Annotated in this window: 20 protein-coding genes and 1 riboswitch; of the genes, 6 read left to right on the top strand and 14 right to left on the bottom strand. The window is 45.5% G+C overall.

Going from position 1 to position 18434, the window contains the following annotated elements; all coding sequences use genetic code 11:
• Window positions 1-18 precede the first annotated feature (18 nt).
• Window positions 19-1029 (bottom strand): class 1 fructose-bisphosphatase, encoded by a 1011-nt coding sequence (fbp, locus tag F0232_RS20240; protein ID WP_008220458.1) that lies wholly within the window; start codon window positions 1027-1029, stop codon window positions 19-21.
• Between the two features lie 271 nt (window positions 1030-1300).
• Between fbp and mpl the strand changes: the two genes are divergently transcribed.
• From mpl to thiQ, 5 genes are all read left to right on the top strand, one after another.
• The gene (gene mpl, locus F0232_RS20235) at window positions 1301-2659 is read left to right on the top strand and encodes a UDP-N-acetylmuramate:L-alanyl-gamma-D-glutamyl-meso-diaminopimelate ligase (protein WP_171750962.1); all 1359 of its coding nucleotides are present in this window, start codon (window positions 1301-1303) and stop codon (window positions 2657-2659) included.
• 37 nt (window positions 2660-2696) lie between these two features.
• Window positions 2697-3320 carry a flavin prenyltransferase UbiX gene (locus F0232_RS20230; protein WP_105057620.1) on the top strand — a complete coding sequence of 208 codons (624 nt, stop codon included), beginning with the start codon at window positions 2697-2699 and terminating at the stop codon, window positions 3318-3320.
• Window positions 3321-3363: 43 nt separating this feature from the next.
• Window positions 3364-3483, top strand: a riboswitch (TPP riboswitch).
• Window positions 3484-3536: 53 nt separating this feature from the next.
• Window positions 3537-4529, top strand: a complete 993-nt coding sequence (gene thiB / locus F0232_RS20225) for a thiamine ABC transporter substrate binding subunit (protein WP_105057619.1) — start codon at window positions 3537-3539, stop codon at window positions 4527-4529.
• Between the two features lie 82 nt (window positions 4530-4611).
• Window positions 4612-6207, top strand: a complete 1596-nt coding sequence (gene thiP, locus F0232_RS20220) for a thiamine/thiamine pyrophosphate ABC transporter permease ThiP (protein WP_171750961.1) — start codon at window positions 4612-4614, stop codon at window positions 6205-6207.
• A 10-nt stretch (window positions 6208-6217) separates the two neighbouring features.
• Complete coding sequence (thiQ, locus tag F0232_RS20215) at window positions 6218-6922, top strand: thiamine ABC transporter ATP-binding protein (RefSeq protein ID WP_105057618.1); 705 nt, start codon at window positions 6218-6220, stop codon at window positions 6920-6922.
• Between the two features lie 80 nt (window positions 6923-7002).
• Here the strand turns inward: thiQ and yjgA are convergent, their stop codons facing one another.
• Window positions 7003-7527, bottom strand: coding sequence for a ribosome biogenesis factor YjgA (gene yjgA / locus F0232_RS20210; RefSeq protein ID WP_008220444.1), 525 nt, complete (start codon window positions 7525-7527; stop codon window positions 7003-7005).
• A 118-nt stretch (window positions 7528-7645) separates the two neighbouring features.
• Here yjgA and pmbA point away from each other — a divergent pair, with 118 nt between their 5' ends.
• On the top strand, window positions 7646-8989 hold the full coding sequence (pmbA, locus tag F0232_RS20205; RefSeq protein WP_105057617.1) for a metalloprotease PmbA: 1344 nt from the start codon (window positions 7646-7648) through the stop codon (window positions 8987-8989).
• Window positions 8990-9084: 95 nt separating this feature from the next.
• On the opposite strand, the gene mgtE is transcribed toward pmbA, so the two are convergent.
• The 12 genes from mgtE to F0232_RS20145 form a co-directional block, all read right to left on the bottom strand.
• Window positions 9085-10440 (bottom strand): magnesium transporter, encoded by a 1356-nt coding sequence (gene mgtE / locus F0232_RS20200; RefSeq protein WP_004738711.1) that lies wholly within the window; start codon window positions 10438-10440, stop codon window positions 9085-9087.
• A gap of 148 nt (window positions 10441-10588) precedes the next feature.
• Entirely contained in the window at window positions 10589-10864 is a 276-nt protein-coding gene (locus F0232_RS20195) for an HPr family phosphocarrier protein (protein WP_008220439.1), read from the bottom strand.
• 2 nt (window positions 10865-10866) lie between these two features.
• A complete protein-coding gene (rapZ, locus tag F0232_RS20190; RefSeq protein WP_105057616.1) occupies window positions 10867-11736 on the bottom strand; it encodes an RNase adapter RapZ in 870 nt (289 codons plus the stop codon).
• Window position 11737: 1 nt separating this feature from the next.
• Entirely contained in the window at window positions 11738-12199 is a 462-nt protein-coding gene (gene ptsN / locus F0232_RS20185; RefSeq protein ID WP_017107765.1) for a PTS IIA-like nitrogen regulatory protein PtsN, read from the bottom strand.
• A gap of 1 nt (window position 12200) precedes the next feature.
• The gene (gene hpf / locus F0232_RS20180; RefSeq protein ID WP_008220435.1) at window positions 12201-12488 is read right to left on the bottom strand and encodes a ribosome hibernation promoting factor; all 288 of its coding nucleotides are present in this window, start codon (window positions 12486-12488) and stop codon (window positions 12201-12203) included.
• Window positions 12489-12549: 61 nt separating this feature from the next.
• Entirely contained in the window at window positions 12550-14010 is a 1461-nt protein-coding gene (locus tag F0232_RS20175) for an RNA polymerase factor sigma-54 (RefSeq protein ID WP_105025877.1), read from the bottom strand.
• Window positions 14011-14064: 54 nt separating this feature from the next.
• On the bottom strand, window positions 14065-14790 hold the full coding sequence (lptB, locus tag F0232_RS20170; RefSeq protein ID WP_004738702.1) for an LPS export ABC transporter ATP-binding protein: 726 nt from the start codon (window positions 14788-14790) through the stop codon (window positions 14065-14067).
• Between the two features lie 2 nt (window positions 14791-14792).
• The gene (gene lptA / locus F0232_RS20165; RefSeq protein WP_004738701.1) at window positions 14793-15287 is read right to left on the bottom strand and encodes a lipopolysaccharide transport periplasmic protein LptA; all 495 of its coding nucleotides are present in this window, start codon (window positions 15285-15287) and stop codon (window positions 14793-14795) included.
• Window positions 15268-15831, bottom strand: coding sequence for an LPS export ABC transporter periplasmic protein LptC (gene lptC / locus F0232_RS20160; protein WP_008220430.1), 564 nt, complete (start codon window positions 15829-15831; stop codon window positions 15268-15270). The genes lptA and lptC overlap by 20 nt, the downstream gene beginning before the upstream one ends.
• Window positions 15828-16385: a 3-deoxy-manno-octulosonate-8-phosphatase KdsC gene (gene kdsC, locus F0232_RS20155; RefSeq protein ID WP_102425640.1), complete on the bottom strand. Its 558-nt coding sequence runs from the start codon at window positions 16383-16385 to the stop codon at window positions 15828-15830. The genes lptC and kdsC overlap by 4 nt, the downstream gene beginning before the upstream one ends.
• Window positions 16385-17356: an arabinose-5-phosphate isomerase KdsD gene (gene kdsD, locus F0232_RS20150; protein ID WP_008220426.1), complete on the bottom strand. Its 972-nt coding sequence runs from the start codon at window positions 17354-17356 to the stop codon at window positions 16385-16387. The genes kdsC and kdsD overlap by 1 nt, the downstream gene beginning before the upstream one ends.
• A 34-nt stretch (window positions 17357-17390) precedes the next feature.
• On the bottom strand, window positions 17391-18356 hold the full coding sequence (locus F0232_RS20145) for a calcium/sodium antiporter (RefSeq protein WP_008220425.1): 966 nt from the start codon (window positions 18354-18356) through the stop codon (window positions 17391-17393).
• Between the last annotated feature and the right edge of the window lie 78 nt (window positions 18357-18434).

Below are 18434 nucleotides of genomic sequence, written 5' to 3'. Positions count from 1 at the left end.
GAGAATGAAATGAGAGGGTTACTCAGGGTTCAGCTCAAGAAACTCTTCTACTTTACGTACCATTTTTGTTGAACCAACAAAGAAAGGCACACGTTGGTGTAGCTCAGTTGGTTTGATATCCATAATACGTTGTGCACCGTCTGATGCAATACCGCCAGCTTGCTCCATAAGGAAAGCAATAGGGTTGCATTCATAAAGCAAACGCAATTTACCTTGAGGGTGGCTCTCTGTACTTGGGTACAAGTAGATGCCGCCTTTTAGCAAGTTACGGTGGAAATCAGACACAAGAGAACCAATGTAACGTGACGTGTAAGGGCGGTTATCGCTTGGCTCGCTTTCCTGACAGTATTTGATGTACTTCTTAACACCGGTTGGGAAGCGGATGTAGTTACCTTCGTTGATCGAGTAGATCTTGCCTTCGTCTGGAATCATCATGTTTTCATGAGATAGACAGAAAGTACCCAGAGATGGATCGTAGGTGAAACCATTTACGCCAGCACCAGTTGTGTAAACCAGCATGGTTGAAGAACCGTAAATTACGTAACCGGCAGCTACCTGTTTGTGACCTGGTTGCAGGAAGTCTTCTTGAGTCGGTGGTGTTCCGATTGGAGAGACACGGCGGTAGATAGAGAAAATCGTACCAACCGATACATTTACATCGATATTTGATGAACCATCAAGTGGGTCCATCAACACGACGTATTTTGCGTTTTTGTTGAGCTCTTTATTGAAGGCAACCGCTTCGTCTTCCTCTTCACTTGCTACACCACAAACTTGGTCACGAGCTTCTAGAGCCGCTTTAAATTTGTCGTTCGCATAAAGGTCTAGCTTCTGCTGCTCTTCACCTTGAACGTTGTCTGTACCAACAGCGCCAGTAATGTCGACAAGACCTGCTTTGTTGATTTCACGGTTAACAATTTTTGCAGCAAGACGAATTGATGACAAAAGGGATGATAGATCACCACTTGCATGGGGGAAGTCACTCTGTTTCTCAACAATGAACTCACCAAGGGTGCGCATCTCAGACATGTTATTTCCTTAAACTTCTCTGAATATTAGGGGGGATTTGAGCACCATAGAATTTGCCTCTTAAGTGGGCTTTATTCATCTAGACGCTTACCTAAATTCTAAGGCTTAGATCTTTTTAATGGTAATGAACTAAGCGACACAGATCTCACTTACTATGTCGACTCAATTTGTTTTGCATTGCCGCTCGCTTTTAATTTTCATTTAATGATAATGAGTACAAGCCGTTTTAATTAGGCACTGTTTATATTAGCCAAGCGTTTGGAAGCAATTTATGCATATTCATATCTTAGGAATTTGTGGCACCTTCATGGGCGGTGCTGCGGTATTGGCTCGTCAATTAGGTCACAAGGTTACCGGTAGTGACGCGAATGTTTATCCTCCAATGAGCACGTTGTTGGAGTCGCAAGGGATTGAAATTATTGAAGGGTTCGACCCAAGCCAATTAGAGCCTAGGCCTGACCTGGTGGTTATTGGTAATGCGATGAGTCGTGGCAACCCATGTGTTGAGTATGTCTTGGATAACAACCTTAGATACACATCTGGTCCACAATGGTTGCAAGAGTTCTTGCTGCACGACCGCTGGGTTCTTGCGGTGTCCGGTACTCATGGTAAAACCACAACTTCCAGCATGCTGGCTTGGATCTTAGAAGACTGCGGTTATGCGCCAGGCTTTTTAGTTGGTGGGGTATTGGGTAACTTTGGTATCTCTGCTCGCTTAGGTGACAGCATGTTCTTTGTGGTAGAAGCCGACGAATACGACAGTGCTTTTTTCGACAAACGCTCTAAGTTCGTTCATTACCATCCAAGAACCTTAGTAATGAATAACCTTGAGTTCGATCATGCCGACATTTTTGACGATCTTGAAGCGATCAAGCGTCAATTCCATCATTTAGTGCGAACTGTGCCAGGCAATGGTCGTATTTTCTCACCCAAGCAGGATACCGCTATTCAAGATGTTCTATCTCGTGGCTGTTGGAGTGAGACAGAATCGAGTGGCGAAGCTGGCGATTGGGATGCCAAAAAGCTAGTTAAAGATGGCTCTAAATTTGAGGTCTACTTCCAAGGCGAATGTGTTGGTACGGTAGATTGGGACTTGGTTGGTGATCATAATGTCAACAATGCTCTTATGGCGATTGCTGCGGCAAGGCATGTGGGTGTGACACCAGATTTAGCGTGTGAATCGTTGGCGAAATTCATCAATACTAAACGTCGTCTAGAGTTTAAAGGCGAGGTAGCTGGTGTGTCTGTTTATGATGATTTTGCTCATCACCCAACGGCGATTGAACTTACGCTCGGCGGCTTACGTAATAAGGTCGACTCGAAAAAAATCATTGCCGTTTTAGAGTCTCGTTCCGCTACCATGAAACGTGGTGTGCATAAAGAAACCTTGGCTGATTCGCTTAAACAAGCGGATTCCACCTACTTATTCCAACCGGACAACATTGATTGGTCGGTGCAGGATGTCGCAGATGCTTGTCATCAGCCTGCACATGTTAGTGACGATATGGACGTATTTGTTGCTAAAATTGTTTCAGAGGCGCAAGCGGGCGACCAAATTCTGGTAATGAGTAATGGTGGCTTTGGTGGTATTCACCAGAAATTGTTGGACGCGTTAGCTCTTAAAGGTTAACCCAGTCCACTACTTTATAATTGAAGTAACTGAGAACATGACAAAACACGATAAAGCGATAACTCTTGCTTTTACTGGCGCATCTGGTGCGCCTTACGGACTGCGCTTGCTTGAATGCTTGTTGGCAGCAGACTATCAGGTCTATCTGTTGATCTCGTCGGCAGCGCGAGTGGTGTTGGCTACTGAGCATGAGCTTAAGTTACCTGCTGGGCCAGATGCGGCAAAGCAAGCCTTGGTTAAGCACTTGGGCTGCGATCCAGAAAAGCTGGTGGTATGCGGCAAAGATGACTGGTTCTCTCCAGTTGCATCAGGTTCTGCAGCGCCGAAGCAGATGGTGGTCTGCCCATGTTCTGCGGGCAGTTTAGCATCCATTGCTCATGGGTTATCGGATAACCTGATTGAGCGCGCAGCAGATGTGGTGATGAAAGAGCGAGGCCAGCTGTTATTGGTGGTTCGTGAAACGCCATTCTCAACGCTACATCTAGAGAACATGCACAAGTTATCGACGATGGGTGTAACCATCATGCCAGCCGCTCCGGGGTTTTATCACCAACCTAAGTCAATAGAAGATTTGATCGATTTTATGGTGGCGCGCATTCTCGACCATCTTGGTATTGAGCAAGGTTTAGTGCCTAGATGGGGCTACGATCAACGTAATTGATCCAAACTTGATAGCTTATTGTTAAAAATCGAATTACAATTTCGGACACTCATCGGGGAGCAAACCATTCAAATAATGAATGCGAGCTGAGATCAAGCAGGTGCTTGGGACCCGTAAACCTGAACCAGATAATGCTGGCGTAGGAATTGAGTTAGGAACAACCTCTATCGTTATCCTCCCTCAAACCTGTGCCGCTCAGACCATGGAGAGCGTCCAGTGAAATTCACATTAACTACCCTTGCTGTTACTACAGCTATCTCTTTTTCTGCCTTTGCTGCAGACGATACGTTAACCGTCTACACCTATGACTCTTTTGCTGCGGATTGGGGCCCTCGTCCTGCCGTAGAGAAAGCGTTTGAAGAAAAGTGTGGCTGTGATGTGAATTTTGTCGCGCTTGAAGATGGCGTGTCTATTCTTAACCGCTTGCGTCTTGAGGGCGGTAACAGCAAGGCTGACATTGTATTGGGCTTAGATAACAACCTCATGGCTGAAGCGAAAGCGACCGGCTTACTAGCTGAGCATAATGTTGATACATCATCAGTAACACTGCCAAATGGTTGGGAAGATAATACATTTGTCCCGTACGACTTTGGCTACTTCGCTTTTGTCTACAACACAGAGAAGCTAGCAAACCCACCGAAAAGTCTGAAAGAGTTGGTTGAGCAACGTGAAGACCTGAAGGTTATCTACCAAGATCCACGTACATCAACACCTGGGCAAGGCATGATGCTTTGGATGAAATCGGTATACGGTGATGAAGCGACAGCGGCGTGGAAGAAGCTAGCTCAAAAAACGGTGACGGTAACTAAAGGCTGGTCTGAAGCTTACTCTATGTTCCTAGAGGGTGAATCTGATTTAGTATTGTCATACACCACTTCTCCGGCTTACCACATCATTGCGGAGAACGATTCTAAGTATGCTGCTGCGAACTTTGAAGAGGGGCATTACACTCAAGTGGAAGTGGCTGCAAAGGTCAAAGGCAGTAAGAATGAAAAGCTTGCTGATGAGTTTATGGCGTTTATCCTAAGTGATGACTTCCAATCGGCGATGCCAACAGGCAACTGGATGTACCCAGTGACAGATGTTGAGCTTCCTAAAGGTTTCGAACAACTGACGGTACCTCAGCAAGCGTTAAGCTTTAGTTCTGAAGAGATCGCCGAGAAGCGTAAGCCTTGGATTCGTGAATGGCAGAGTGCGCTTACTTTTTAATTTACTTTTAAAAGAATGAACGACCTGTATTTAAAGCCATTCTTTATGTTTGGAATGGACTTTTTACGGTAAAAATCAATTTATGATAAAGAAAACGCCTAAGGTCGGTATTTGGGTTGCGATACTCATTACCGCCTTCGTGGTTTCAGCAGTAGGGGCATTGCTTAGCAATGCCCCTTCTCTTGATATCAGCCAAGTATGGTCCGATCCCTACTATTGGCATGTAACGAAGTTCAGTTTTTATCAAGCGACACTCTCAACGGTGCTGAGTGTTGGCTTTGCTATACCTATTGCACACGCCCTGTGTCGCAGACAGTTTTTTGGGCGAGCACTACTGTTAAGGCTGTTTGCGTCGACCTTAGTTCTGCCTGTGTTGGTCGGTGTATTCGGTTTGTTAGCGATTTACGGCAACAGTGGGTGGTTAGCTAAATCCTTGGCGAACTTCGACATTGAGCTCCCATTCTCGATTTATGGCCTGAATGGTATTTTGTTGGCACACGTCTTCTTCAACCTGCCTTATGCTAGTCGCTTACTTCTGCAAGCCTTAGATACCGTGCCTGCTGAGCAGCACAAGTTGTGTGCGCATTTAGGTATGAGTCATTGGAATAAATTCAAATGGGTTGAATGGCCTCGCTTAAGACAACAGCTACCCCATGTATGTGGCTTAGTCTTCATGCTGTGCTTTACCAGCTTTGCAACTGTGATGGCGCTGGGCGGTGGACCTAAATCAACCACTATCGAGCTCGCTATTTATCAGGCGATTAAATTCGACTTTGATCTGCAAGCGGGGGCTTTGCTGGCGATATGGCAAATGCTGTTATGTGGCGTGTTAGCGGTGAGTATTCAGCGCCTATCTAAGCCGATCTCAGTGACGGCGAGTCAGCTGTCGGAAGAGAAGTATTTGGTTAAAGACAGCTGGTGGTCAAAAGCTTGGGATAGCTTTTGGATCATCATGGTATCAATACTCGTATTACCGCCACTGTTGATGGTGCTTGTTAGTGGTATTAACGCTCAAGCCTTGACAGTGCTCAGCAGTGAGCCATTTTGGGCGGCGCTGATGACGTCGGTGAGAGTCGCTTTATTGGCGAGTGTTATTGCTGTTGGCATAGGTATCGCTATATTGCTCACGAGCCGAGCATGGCGCTTGCAAAACAAGACGATCAGAGCCGATAAAATCGAGCTGATCGGCACTATTATCTTGGTGACGCCGGGATTAGTGATCAGCACAGGTATCTTCTTATTGCTACGTTCATTTACCGATGTGTTCAGCTTGGCTTTCTTTATTGTGATTGCCGTAAATAGCCTAATGGCGCTGCCTTATGTGATTAAGACGCTTGCCCAACCTATGTTGCATCTGTCTCAGCAATATCAATATGTGTGTGCCAGTTTGGGTATGACTGGCTTTACCCGCTTTAGGTTAGTGGAGTGGCGTGCATTGCGTAAACCGATGGCGCAGGCTTTCTCAATCAGTTTTATGTTGGCGATGGGCGATCTGAGCGCGATTGCCTTGTTTGGTAGCCAAGACTTTAGAACCTTGCCTTTGTATCTATTCCAATTATTAGGTAGCTATCAAATGGAAGCGGCTGCTGTGGTGTCAGTGAGTTTGCTGTTACTGAGTGTTGGCAGCTTTAGTCTGATTGAATTTTTGTTTACTCGAAGCTCAAAGCTAAAGAGTTAAGGAACCTATGATGTTAGTGATGAAAGATGTGGATTACCACTATCACCAAGAGTTGTTTAGTTTTGATTTCCAAGCCGATCAGGGTGATATTGTTGCTCTGATGGGGCCAAGTGGTGCGGGTAAATCAACGCTACTCGCATTGGTTGCTGGGTTTATTGAGCCAACATCGGGTGAGATTTCAGTGGCTGGCCAGTCGCTTATTGGCAAAGAAGCACATCAGCGACCTTTGGCAATGCTGTTTCAAGAACACAACCTATTTGCTCACCTCACGGTACGTGAAAATATTGGTTTAGGGTTGCATCCTGGGTTAAAGCTTACCGCAACCCAAAAGCAATCTGTGGAACAAGCCGCAGCGCAAGTTGGTGTTGCTGAGTATTTGGATAGACTGCCTGAGCACTTATCAGGCGGTCAACGCCAACGTGTCGCCTTAGCGCGTTGTTTCGTTCAGCCTCATGATATTTGGCTGCTTGATGAACCTTTCTCTGCGCTTGATCCTTTGCTGCGAGAAGAGATGCTTAGCTTAGTGAAGCGATTAGCGGCAGAGCGAAATATTACGGTTTTGATGGTGACGCACCATTTAGGTGATGCGCGTAGCATTGCGAATAAATTTGTGTTCGTTGCTTTGGGGAAGGTATTGGTTGAGGATTCAATTGAGGTACTCACTGTCGACCACCCTCAGCCAGAGCTCAGCTCGTTTGTTAGAGCTGGCGAGTAGCGTAAATGGTTCAATGAATAAAAAAGACCTAGCGTGTGCTAGGTCTTTTAGTTTTTGATAACCCGTAAAGCTAAAGCCAATTAATCGTCTTGCTTTAGCTCTTTCAGAATTTGGAAGATCTCACGGAAAGCCTTTGCTGGCTTGTTTGCTTTCTTCTCTTTGTTAGCTTGACGTGCTAATTGGCGAAGACGTTGACGGTCTGCTTCAGGATACATTTCCATGACTTCTGAAATAGCAGCATCACCTTCTTCAACGATACGGTCACGCAGTTGCTCAAGCTTGTGTAGCTCAGCTGTTGCTTGTGAGTGCTTGTTACGTACCTTGTCCAAAGCCGCTTGAATCGGCTCTGGGTCGATGTTACGCATGATCTTACCAATGTATTGAAGCTGGCGACGTTTTGCTTCGTTCTTAAAGCGTTGTGCGTCTTTAATCGCGAGTGCCAAATCTTCAGACAGAGGGAATTTCTCTAATACTGATGGCTTTAGGGTAACAAGTTCTTCCCCTAGTTTCTGTAGGGCTTCCATGTCCGTTTTCATTTCGGTTTTACTTACCCAGATGATTTCTTCTTCTGGTTCCCATGGAGCTTTTTGGTTTTTGCGAGCCATCTTTTCTGCCTATGTCACTATCTCAAACGAATATATTGCCTATTTTAGCAAGAATCTTGGGGAGAAAGCGAAATTCTTGTTATCCTACGTAATATTGACCTACAAAATTAGAATAGATATGGATGTAAAACAGCAAGTCGCCCAGCAAAGAGTTGATCTAGAAGCCGCAGTTGCAAAAGCGTTGGACATGGCCTCTGTGAGTGCCGACGCCGCTGAGGTCGCTATTACTAAGTCAACGGGTTTGAGTGTTTCAACACGCATGTGTGAAGTGGAAAACGTTGAATTTAATAGTGATGGTGCGCTAGGCATTACTGTTTATCGCGGCCAGAAAAAAGGCAGTGCATCTACATCTGATCTGAGTGAAAAAGCGATTGCTCAAACAGTCGCAGCTGCACTCGATATCGCTCAGTACACCTCAGAAGACCCGTTCGCAGGCCCTGCAGCAAAAGAATACATGGTGAAAGAGATTCCAGACTTGGACCTTTTTCACCCTGATGAACCAAACCCAGACTATGCCGCTGAGATTGCGATTGCTGCTGAGAAGCAAGCATTAGCTTATAGCGACAAGATCAAACAAAGTGATGGCGCGAGTTACGACAGCCACTATGGTGTTAAGGTCTATGGTAACAGCCACGGTTTGCTAGCAAGTTATGCATCTAGCCGTCATAGCACGAGCTGTTGCGTGATTGGTCAGGGTGCTAATGGTGAAATGGAACGTGACTACAGCTATACCGTTGCACGTCACCGTGATGAGCTATGGACGCCTGAGCGCGTAGGTCAAGAAGCAGCAGAAAAGACCATTAGCCGCTTAGATGCTAAAAAGCTAGCAACAGGTCAATACCCGATCATGTTCGCCAATGATGTAGCGACTGGCCTTATTGGTCACCTAGTGATGGCGATCAGCGGTGGTAACCTGTATCGCAAAGCATCCTTCCTATTGGATCATCTAGGTCAGAAAATCTTGCCAGATTGGTTCAATATCTCTGAGCGCCCACATATCTTACGTGGCTTGGCGTCGAGCCCATTTGATAGTGAAGGGGTATTTACTCAAGATCGTGAAATCATCACTGACGGTGTTTTAGCCACTTATCTACTAACGAGTTACGCAGCACGTAAAATGGATATGACACCGACAGGTCATGCTGGTGGTATTCATAACTGGTTCGTTAAGTCGACAGGTCAAAACTTTGAGCAGATGCTGAAAGAGTTGGGTACTGGCTTCCTCGTAACTGAAGTGATGGGCCAAGGCGTAAATACTGTCACTGGCGATTATTCTCGTGGCGCTGCAGGTTTCTGGGTTGAGAATGGAGAAATCCAATACCCAGTATCGGAAGTGACGATCGCGGGTAACCTAAAAGACATGTTCAACCAGATCGTTGCAGTGGGTAACGACGTTGAAACACGCTCTCAAATTCAGACGGGTTCTATCCTGCTTGAGTCTATGAAAGTGGCAGGTGAGTAATTCACTTAACGCCAACTTGAAGAACTAAAAAAGGGAGCCGATGGCTCCCTTTTTGTATTCAGTGTTTCGCAGTTAAAGTGACTTATGACGACAACTTAGATAAGTATGGTCGCTAAGCCTAAGAACACCGATAGGCCAATAACATCAGTTACTGTTGTGAGCGCCATACCACCGGCTAGGGCTGGGTCGATATTCATCTTCTTCAGCATCACTGGAATGGTTACACCAGCGATACCTGCCACAATCAAGTTGGTCATCATTGCTGCTGAGATGATGCCTCCCAGTATCCAGTTGCCTTTCCAAGCTACCACAATACCACCAATGATAACGGCCCATAGAACGCCGTTGAGGAAGCCGATAGCTGCCTCTTTGAATAGTAGTTCGCGTTTGTTACTGTCACCGATGTGACCAAGTGCTAAACCACGAATCACTAGAGCAACGGTTTGGTTACCAGCAACACCACCCATCGACGGTACAATCGTCATCAGAACCGCAATCGCAGCCATTTGGTCGAGCGTTGCTTCAAACATGTTCGAAACAGATGCGGCAGCAAGCGCTGCTAGAACGTTAGCACCAAGCCATACGCTACGACGACGAGCCGATTTTACGACCGGTGCGAAGGTATCTTCGTCATCGTCCATACCTGCCATACTCATCATCGAGTGTTCGGCATCTTCACGGATAACATCAACCACGTCATCGATGGTGATACGACCAACGAGATGTTGGTTGCTATCGACAACCGGTGCTGAAACCCAGTTACGACGCTCAAATAAGCTCGCGATATCCGACGCGCTGGTCTCTACTGAGATGGCTTCATCTGCATCGTCCATCACTTCTGAAACGGCGATATCAGGCTGAGTCGTAATCAGTGTCGTCAGTGACAAGTTACCAATAAGGCGCTCTTCTTCATCAATGACATACAGAGCATCGGTTGCATCAGGCAGTTCGCCACGCATACGTAAATAACGCAATACAACATCGACATCGACATCACCACGAATCGTGATTACGTCGGTATTCATGATCGCACCGGCAGAATCTTCTGGGTACGACAGGGCGGTTTCAACTAGTGCACGATCGGCGGAGTCCATTTGAGAAAGGACTTCGCGAGATACATCGTCGGGCAGGCTTCGAAGTACGTACGCGACGTCATCGGTCTCCATGCCTTCGGTTGCTTCGGCCAAGGTCTCTGGTGCCATTTTTGACACAAGAGCATCTTTGACGTCTTCGTTTAGTTCATCAAGAATTTCACCGTAGTCTTCTGGATCGGTGAGTTGCCAGAGTACGTCACGACTTTTGCGAGGGGAGGCTTCTAAAAGGTGTGCAATATCCTCAGGTTCCATGTCCTGAAGTTGTCGGCGTACGTGAACAAATCGGCCGTTTTCTAGGGCTTCGCTGACTTCTTGGAGGGTTTGGTGAGCTTGGTCGAATTCTAATTGCTCTGCCATATTTTCCTCCTATCTCATTATTCTTACAATGCTTGGAATAGTAACTTAATTCTAGGGCTTATTTAAATCATAAACTTAGGTAGAACTAAGATTTAATATAGGTTGGTTCACCGTTTGAGTTTGCGGTGTTGTGAGTAAAGCGTCTTGGCTACTCACCCTCATCAAATTTATCTTCGATAAGGTGGCAAACGGCATCAAGTGCTTGTTGTGAATCAGTACCCGAAGCTTGAATCGTGATGTGTTGGCCTTGGGCTGACTCCAGCATCAATAGTCCCATTACGCTGTCTGCGGTGGCACTTTTATCTTCTTCACTATGAATTGTGATAGTGGCATCAAAGCTTTGTGCAAGCTCAACCAACTTTACGGCCGCTCTAGCGTGAAGACCCAAACGGTTTTGGATCAGTACAGTTCGAGTTAATTCCATGGTTAGCCCTGTTGGTGCTTCTCTAAAGAGGCATGTCTGATTTGAACTTGATGACCAAGTTGTTCGAAGTATTCGCCAATTTTCTGCGTTAGATACACCGAGCGGTGCTTACCACCAGTACAACCAATGGCTACCGTTAGGTAACTGCGATTGTTTTTCTCTAACATTGGTAGCCACTGCTCAACAAAGCCTTGAATCTGTTGTTTGAGTTCAATCACTTCTTGATGCTGCTCTAGGAAGGAGTGAATCGGAGCATCAAGGCCTGTCATTGGTCGTAAGTCAGGTTCCCAGTGAGGGTTTGGCAAGAAGCGAACATCAAACACGTAGTCGGCATCGCTTGGCAGACCAAATTTAAAGCCGAAAGATTGAAAGACAATGATTAGTTCTTGCTTCTCTTTGCCTTCGACTTTAAAGCGCACTTTTTCACTCAACTCGTAGAGGTTGCAGTCACTGCTATCAATCACAATGCAGGCTTGCTCTGCTAGAGGGCTGAGAAGTGTCTTTTCTAAATCAATAGCCTGCTCCAGAGAAAGTTTCTCTTGGCCAATTGATAAAGGGTGGATTCTGCGGGTTTCGCTGTAGCGCTTTAGGAGTGTCTGCTTGCTGGCATCGAGGAACAATACATCAACATCGATGTTTGTAGTTGACTCGAGTTGCTCGAGCGTGTCGGTGACTAACTGAGGCTCTTTCGGTAGGTTACGTATATCAATACTTACCGCAACGTTTTGGTTGCTTTCGCGTACCGATTCGACAAAGTTGTTGAGTAGGTTTACTGGTAGGTTATCGACACAGTAATACCCCAAGTCTTCTAGGACTCGTAACGCAACACTTTTACCGGCCCCTGATTGGCCACTAACCACGATTAATCGCATGTTATTGCTCGCAAGTTGGCACTTGAATCATGATGTCGTAAAGCTCTTGATCGCTCTGAGCATTACGCAGCTGTTTAAGAGTCTGCTTGTCGTTTAGTCGTTCTGCCATACAAGAAAGGGTTTTTAGATGCTCTTTGCACTGTTCGCTAGGAACAAGCAAGGCAAATAGTAGGTCGACAGGACGGTTATCAATCGCATCAAATTCGATCGGTTCTTGGCATTGCAGCAATACAGCGATGGCTTTATCACTGACATTCATACGAGCGTGAGGAATGGCGATACCATTACCAATACCGGTACTGCCCATCTTCTCGCGGCTCAACATGCACTCAAATAGCTCTGTTGAATCTTGACCACAGCTCTCTGCTGCGATTTGACTGATGAGCTCAAGGGCTCTTTTTTTGCTTGTGCATTGGACTGCACTTTTGGTGCAGTCCAATGAAAGTACTTCGCTTAATTGCATGTTAGTGACTACTTAGCTTTTCTTTGTGCTTGTTGAGTTGGCGGACGAGTTTATCAACCAATGAATCAATCGCAGCATACATGCTTTCATCTGTTGCTGTTGCATGAATCTCACCTTGATTTACATGAAGGGTCGCTTCTGCAATTTGATTGATTTTCTCAACTTTTAATACAACCTGAACACTATTGATATGATCAAAGAAGCGCTCAAGTTTGTCGAATTTGGTGTGAACATAGTCTTGCATTGAATCGGTAAGATCAACGTGATGGCCTTGAATATTGATTTGCATAGACTTTCCTTTTCAGTTGGTGCCTGATAATAGCTATTAAACAAAAAGCTATTAAATTAGCTTATAGCAGGCGTTTACGCTGACTCGATGGGGCAATGCCCAGAGACTCACGGTATTTCGCTATCGTACGTCTAGCTACCTGAATTCCTTGGTCAGCCAGTAAAGCAGCTATCTTGCTATCACTGAGAGGCTTAGCGGTATTTTCTGCCGCAACAAGCTTCTTAATGAGTGCTCGAATTGCTGTCGATGAACATTCACCGCCATTGTCAGTACTGACATGGCTCGAGAAAAAGTATTTCAGTTCGAAGATGCCACGAGGCGTATGCATGAACTTTTGAGTCGTCACACGAGAGATCGTGGATTCGTGCATATCAACGGCTAAAGCAACATCGTTGAGTACCATTGGCTTCATCGCTTCTTCGCCATGTTCGAAGAAATCGCGCTGATGTTCAACAATGCATCGCGCAACTTTGAGTAGCGTCTCATTTCGGCTTTCTAAGCTTTTGATTAACCATTTCGCCTCTTGCAAGTTTGAGCGAATGTATTGGTTATCAGCGCTGTTGCCTTTACTGCCTAAGTCGGCATATTGCTGATTGACTTTCAGCTTTGGCACACTATCCGGGTTAATGGTCACTAACCATTTACCTAGGTCTTTAAATACCGACACATCAGGAACCACATATTCGGTTTCGTCTGGCGTAATCTTGCTGCCAGGTCGTGGGTCCAGTTGTTGAATGAGCTGCAGAACCTCACGTAGCTCTGCTTCCTTCAACTTAGTTTCTTTGATCACGAGTTTGTAATCACGGTTACCGAGTTGGTCAATATGGCTAGTAAGCACTAACTTAGCTTCTTCAAGCCAAGGTGTGTCTTGTGGGAAAGTCGCCAGTTGTAGCAGTAAGCAATCTTGAAGATTTAGTGAACCAACACCCAATGGGTCAAACTGTTGGATTCTTTTGCGCACAGCTTCGATTTCATCAAGCTCTACGTCTTCACTGTCGAAGTTTTCAAGGATGTCTTCACAAGACACGGTGAGGTAGCCATAGTCATCGATGGCATCGATTAGCGCGAATGCAATGCTTCGGTCTGTTTCTGTGAAGGGGGTCAGGTCGAGTTGCCAAAGTAGGTAATCGTGCAGGCTTTGGGTGGTTTCACCTTGATAGACAGGCATGTCGTCATCGATCGCAATGCCAGTGTTACCTGTATTTGCGCTGTAGACATCTTCCCAAGTTGTGTCGATCTCGAGTTCGTTACCAATCTCTGATTTTTCGATTAAGTCTGAGCTGTCAGGTAAGTCTTGCTCTGCGGCTTCAACTGTTTCTTTCTCGTCACTGCTAGGCTTTTCTTCCGATGATGGCGTTTCTTCATTGCCTTCTTCGACATCGAGTAGTGGGTTAGATTCAAGTGCTTCTTGGATCTCTTGTTGCAAATCTAAAGTAGACAACTGCAACAAACGAATCGCTTGCTGCAATTGAGGAGTCATTGCTAACTGTTGGCCTAGCTTAAGTTGTAATGAGGGTTTCATTCAGTGTTACTTACCTAGTTATTATTCTTAGAACTCTCGATACTCTCTATATAATCATAGACGGAATTGTTCGCCTAGATAAACTTGTTTAACTTGTTCGTTATTGAGAACATCTTCAGGAGTACCCTCTGCGATCAGGTGTCCTTGGCTCACGATGTAGGCCTTTTCACACACGTCTAATGTTTCACGAACGTTGTGGTCGGTAATCAAAACACCCAAACCGCGATCGCGCAGGTGTTCGATGATTTTCTTGATATCGATAACCGAGATCGGGTCAACACCAGCAAACGGTTCGTCTAGCAAGATAAACTGAGGGTTTGCTGCAAGAGCGCGAGCGATTTCAACACGACGACGTTCACCACCCGATAGGGCCATACCATTACTGTGACGGATATGTTGGATGTGGAACTCTTCTAGAAGGTCTTCTAGCTTATCCTGACGCTGCTCATTAGTCATCTCATCACGGGTCTGTAACACCGCCATGATGTTGTTCTCTACAGACAGCTTGCGGAAGATAGACGCTTCTTGAGGCAGATAACCGATACCAAGGCGCGAACGGCTATGCATTGGTAAGATACTGATATCTCGGTCGTCAATGCTGATGGTACCTTCATCACGTGCAACTAAGCCTACAATCATGTAGAAAGAAGTCGTTTTACCGGCACCATTAGGACCAAGCAAGCCGACAATCTGGCCTGACTCAACCTGCAGGCTTACGTCAGTCACTACTTTACGTTTGCTGTATGTTTTCGCTAGGTTTTGTGCTTTTAGAACGGCCATGGCTACTTATTCACTTCCGTTGGTTGTAAAACCGTTGATACTCGTTTGTTCTCACCACTGTCAGCGACTAGCTTCTGAGAGCCAATCTGGTAAGTGATTTTAGAGCCTCGGATGATACTGCCATCTTGAGATAGCATCGCATTCTTGGTCATGATCAGTTTGTCAGCAACAAGCTGGTAATGTAGGTCGTCAGCTTCACCGTAGAGCGTCTTTCCATCATCAGTCAGTTGAGAGAAGGTCGCCGGTTTACCGAAGCCTTGAATCTCTTCAATCTCACCATTTACGGCGTTGCGGGTAACAATCACCTTATCTGCATTGATATTGATGCTGCCTTGTTTCAGGTTTACATCACCAATGAAGGTTACTTGGTTACTTTTCATATCCAATTGCTGGCTGTCTGAGTCAATGTAGACAGGTTGCTCGCTATCCGAAGATAGGGCGTAGACATTTGGTGCCGCAAGAGTCAAAGCGAATAAACTAAGGTGTAAGAGTTTCATATCTACCTTGAACAGAATTAAAGAGAGTCGCATTGTTGGTACCGAAGTTACCTTTTATTGCTTGACCCTCATTTTCAAAAAATGTACCGATCATATGGACCGGAGTATCTGAATAAAAATCTCGGCTTTTCAGCTCAATCACCATTTTTTCAGTGGTCATTGTATCGAAGCTTGCCCCTGGCAGTAGATTCTTTGCCACAACGTTGTCATAAAAAGTGACAACCTGATTTTCATCCATAATCGCGCGATCAGCGGTGACTTGCCATTCAATCGTATGCCCTTCACGGAATACCGAGAGAACAGGGTTTTGAAAGTGCGTGTCGCCAACCACTGAGAAGTGTTCTAAATACGTCGATTCAACTTGGTAGCTGCGAATACCTGACTCATCGTAACTGATGTTGTTGAGGCTGTTGCCGCTAAAAGCAGGTAGCTCCAAATTCGGAGCCACTTGTATCGTCGATGTTTGCTCTTTGTCGAACAAGTAGTAGGTCGACCAAGAGGCAATAAATATTAGTATTAAATAGATAATACGAGTAAAACTCATATGCTTAAACCTTTATGCACGTCGAGTTCATTTCTTGCTTGTAAAATAAGGTCGCAGACTTCACGTACTGCACCGTGACCACCATTGATGGTTGTCACATAGTTTGCTCGCTGTACAAGTAGCGGGTGACCATCTGCTACACAAACCTTCAAGCCAACTTTTTCCATTACCGGCCAGTCGATCAGGTCATCGCCGATGTAACCAGTGTTCTCAGGATTAACAGAAAGCTTATCGCAAATGTCTTGGTAAGCCTTAACTTTATCGTCTTGGCCTTGATAAATAAGTTTGATACCGAGAGCTGTCATTCGATTTTCAACAATCTGAGATTTACGGCCTGTGATGATTGCGATTTCAATGCCCGCGTTCATCAGTGATTTGATGCCGTAACCGTCACGAGTGTGAAAGGTTTTCAGCTCTTCACCATTGTTGCCCATGTAGATACGACCATCAGAGAATACGCCGTCTACATCGCAAATTAGGAGTTTGATGTCTTTTGCGATAGCAAATACATCTGAGTCAACAGTGCCGTAGAGAGTTTCGACTGTCTGTGTCATTACATTACTCCAGCTTTCAATAAATCATGCATGTTTAGAGCACCAACTAGTTTGCCATCTTGGCATAGCATCAAGCCATTGATGCTTTTAGCTTGCATTAAGTTTAAACCCTCAACCGCAAGCATGTTCGGATCGGCAACGGTAGGGTTTAGCGTCATCACATCGCCAATTTGAGTGCTATGAATATCAACGCGTTTATCTAAGATACGACGTAAATCACCATCGGTAAAAATACCGGCCATTTGACCATCTTGATCAACGATGGCTGTCATGCCCAAGCCTTTCTGAGATATCTCTAGTAAAGCATCTCTTACTAAAGCATCAGGTGCAACGACAGGGAGTGCATCGCCTGTGTGCATGATGTCGTCTAGTTTCAATAGTAGCTGACGACCTAAAGCGCCACCTGGGTGAGATAGGGCAAAGTCTTGAGCCGTGAAGCCTCGAGCTTGTAAAAGTGCAACGGCTAATGCATCACCCATTACTAGGGTAGCAGTGGTGCTGGTTGTTGGCGCTAAACCTAGTGGGCACGCTTCTTCCGGCACCGAAATTTGTAAATGGATATCAGACAAGGTCGCCATATTCGATGCAGGCTTACCTGTCATGCTGATGATCTTGATGTTCAAACGCTTCAACACAGGAAACAAGCTAAGAATTTCACCTGATTCACCTGAGTTCGATATTGCAATCACGATATCACCCGGTTCGATCATGCCTAAGTCACCGTGTGCCGCTTCACCTGGGTGAACGAAGAAAGCTGATGTACCCGTACTTGCTAGCGTTGCTGCGATTTTGTTGCCGATATGACCGGATTTACCCATGCCCATCACAACCACTTTACCCTTGTTGTTTAGGATTAAGTCGCAAGCTTTGCAAAAATCATCATTAAAATATTGGTCCAATTGAGTGAGACCTGCAACTTCGGTTTCCAAAACTTGTTTGGCAACACTGCGATAATCAAATGGCTGAGACATCAAATACTCCAAGTACGGAAAGTTAAGTCAACAATTAAGCCGACATGTTCATTAGTAGGTAGCTTTGGTAAGCCACGAACGTCACGATTAACACGCCACCTTCAATACGATTCACACTGCGTGATTTACCTAGCGCCATCACAACAAGTAGCAGAGATACACCTAGCATTACCCAGAAGTCACGACCCATCGCAAATTCGCTCAAGATCGAAGGGTTTAAGATGCCTGGAATACCCATAACAGCCAGAATGTTGAATACGTTTGAGCCAATGATGTTACCCACGGCCATATCGTCTTCGCCTTTCATTACACCAGCAAGTGATGCAGCAAGCTCAGGTAGGCTCGTACCAACGGCGATAATGGTTAAACCAATCACAAGGTCGCTCATGCCGAAGAACTTAGCGATGATCACGGCATTATCAACCAGCATATCAGCAGCTAAAGGAAGGATGATAAGACCAATTACTACCCACATTGCAGCTTTCGGGTTACTAACGCCCTCAGGAATCTCTGATTCTTGTTCATCAAGAAACGCATCGCCGTTCTTTTTCTCACTGCGGCTGATTTGCAGCATGGCAAACAAAAACGCACCGAACAGAACAAATAGCAATACGCCTTCGTAGAAACCTAAGTGGTTATCCCAAAGCAGTGCGCCAGCTAGTAAAGTGACACCAATCATGAGTGGTAGTTCACGGCGAATCACAGCGGAGCTGATTGATAGCGGCTTGATAAGCGCAGTGATACCTAAAATTAGCGCAATGTTGGCAATGTTTGAGCCTAAAACATTTCCGACCGCAGTATCTGTTTTGCCATCAAGTGCAGCGGTTGCAGAAACCATCATTTCTGGAGCTGAAGAGCCCATTGCAAGAATCGTCATACCGATAACTAATGGTGAGATACCGAAGTTGCGAGCAAGAGCTGCGGCGCCGTAAACCAGCTTATCTGCACTCCACACCAAAAAACCTAGACCGATAATAAGAAACGCAATCGCTTCAAGCATGATGATTCCTAAAAAATTAATAAAAAACGGAGAATTAACCGCTAATTTTGACCTGTTGGTAGATAAAAGGGAAGTCAC

Origin of the sequence: Vibrio sp. T3Y01, from assembly GCF_013114525.1 — a bacterium.
GTDB lineage: Bacteria > Pseudomonadota > Gammaproteobacteria > Enterobacterales > Vibrionaceae > Vibrio > Vibrio chagasii_B.
Note: the sequence above shows the minus strand (reverse complement) of the source record. Positions and strands in the feature narration are given on the sequence as shown.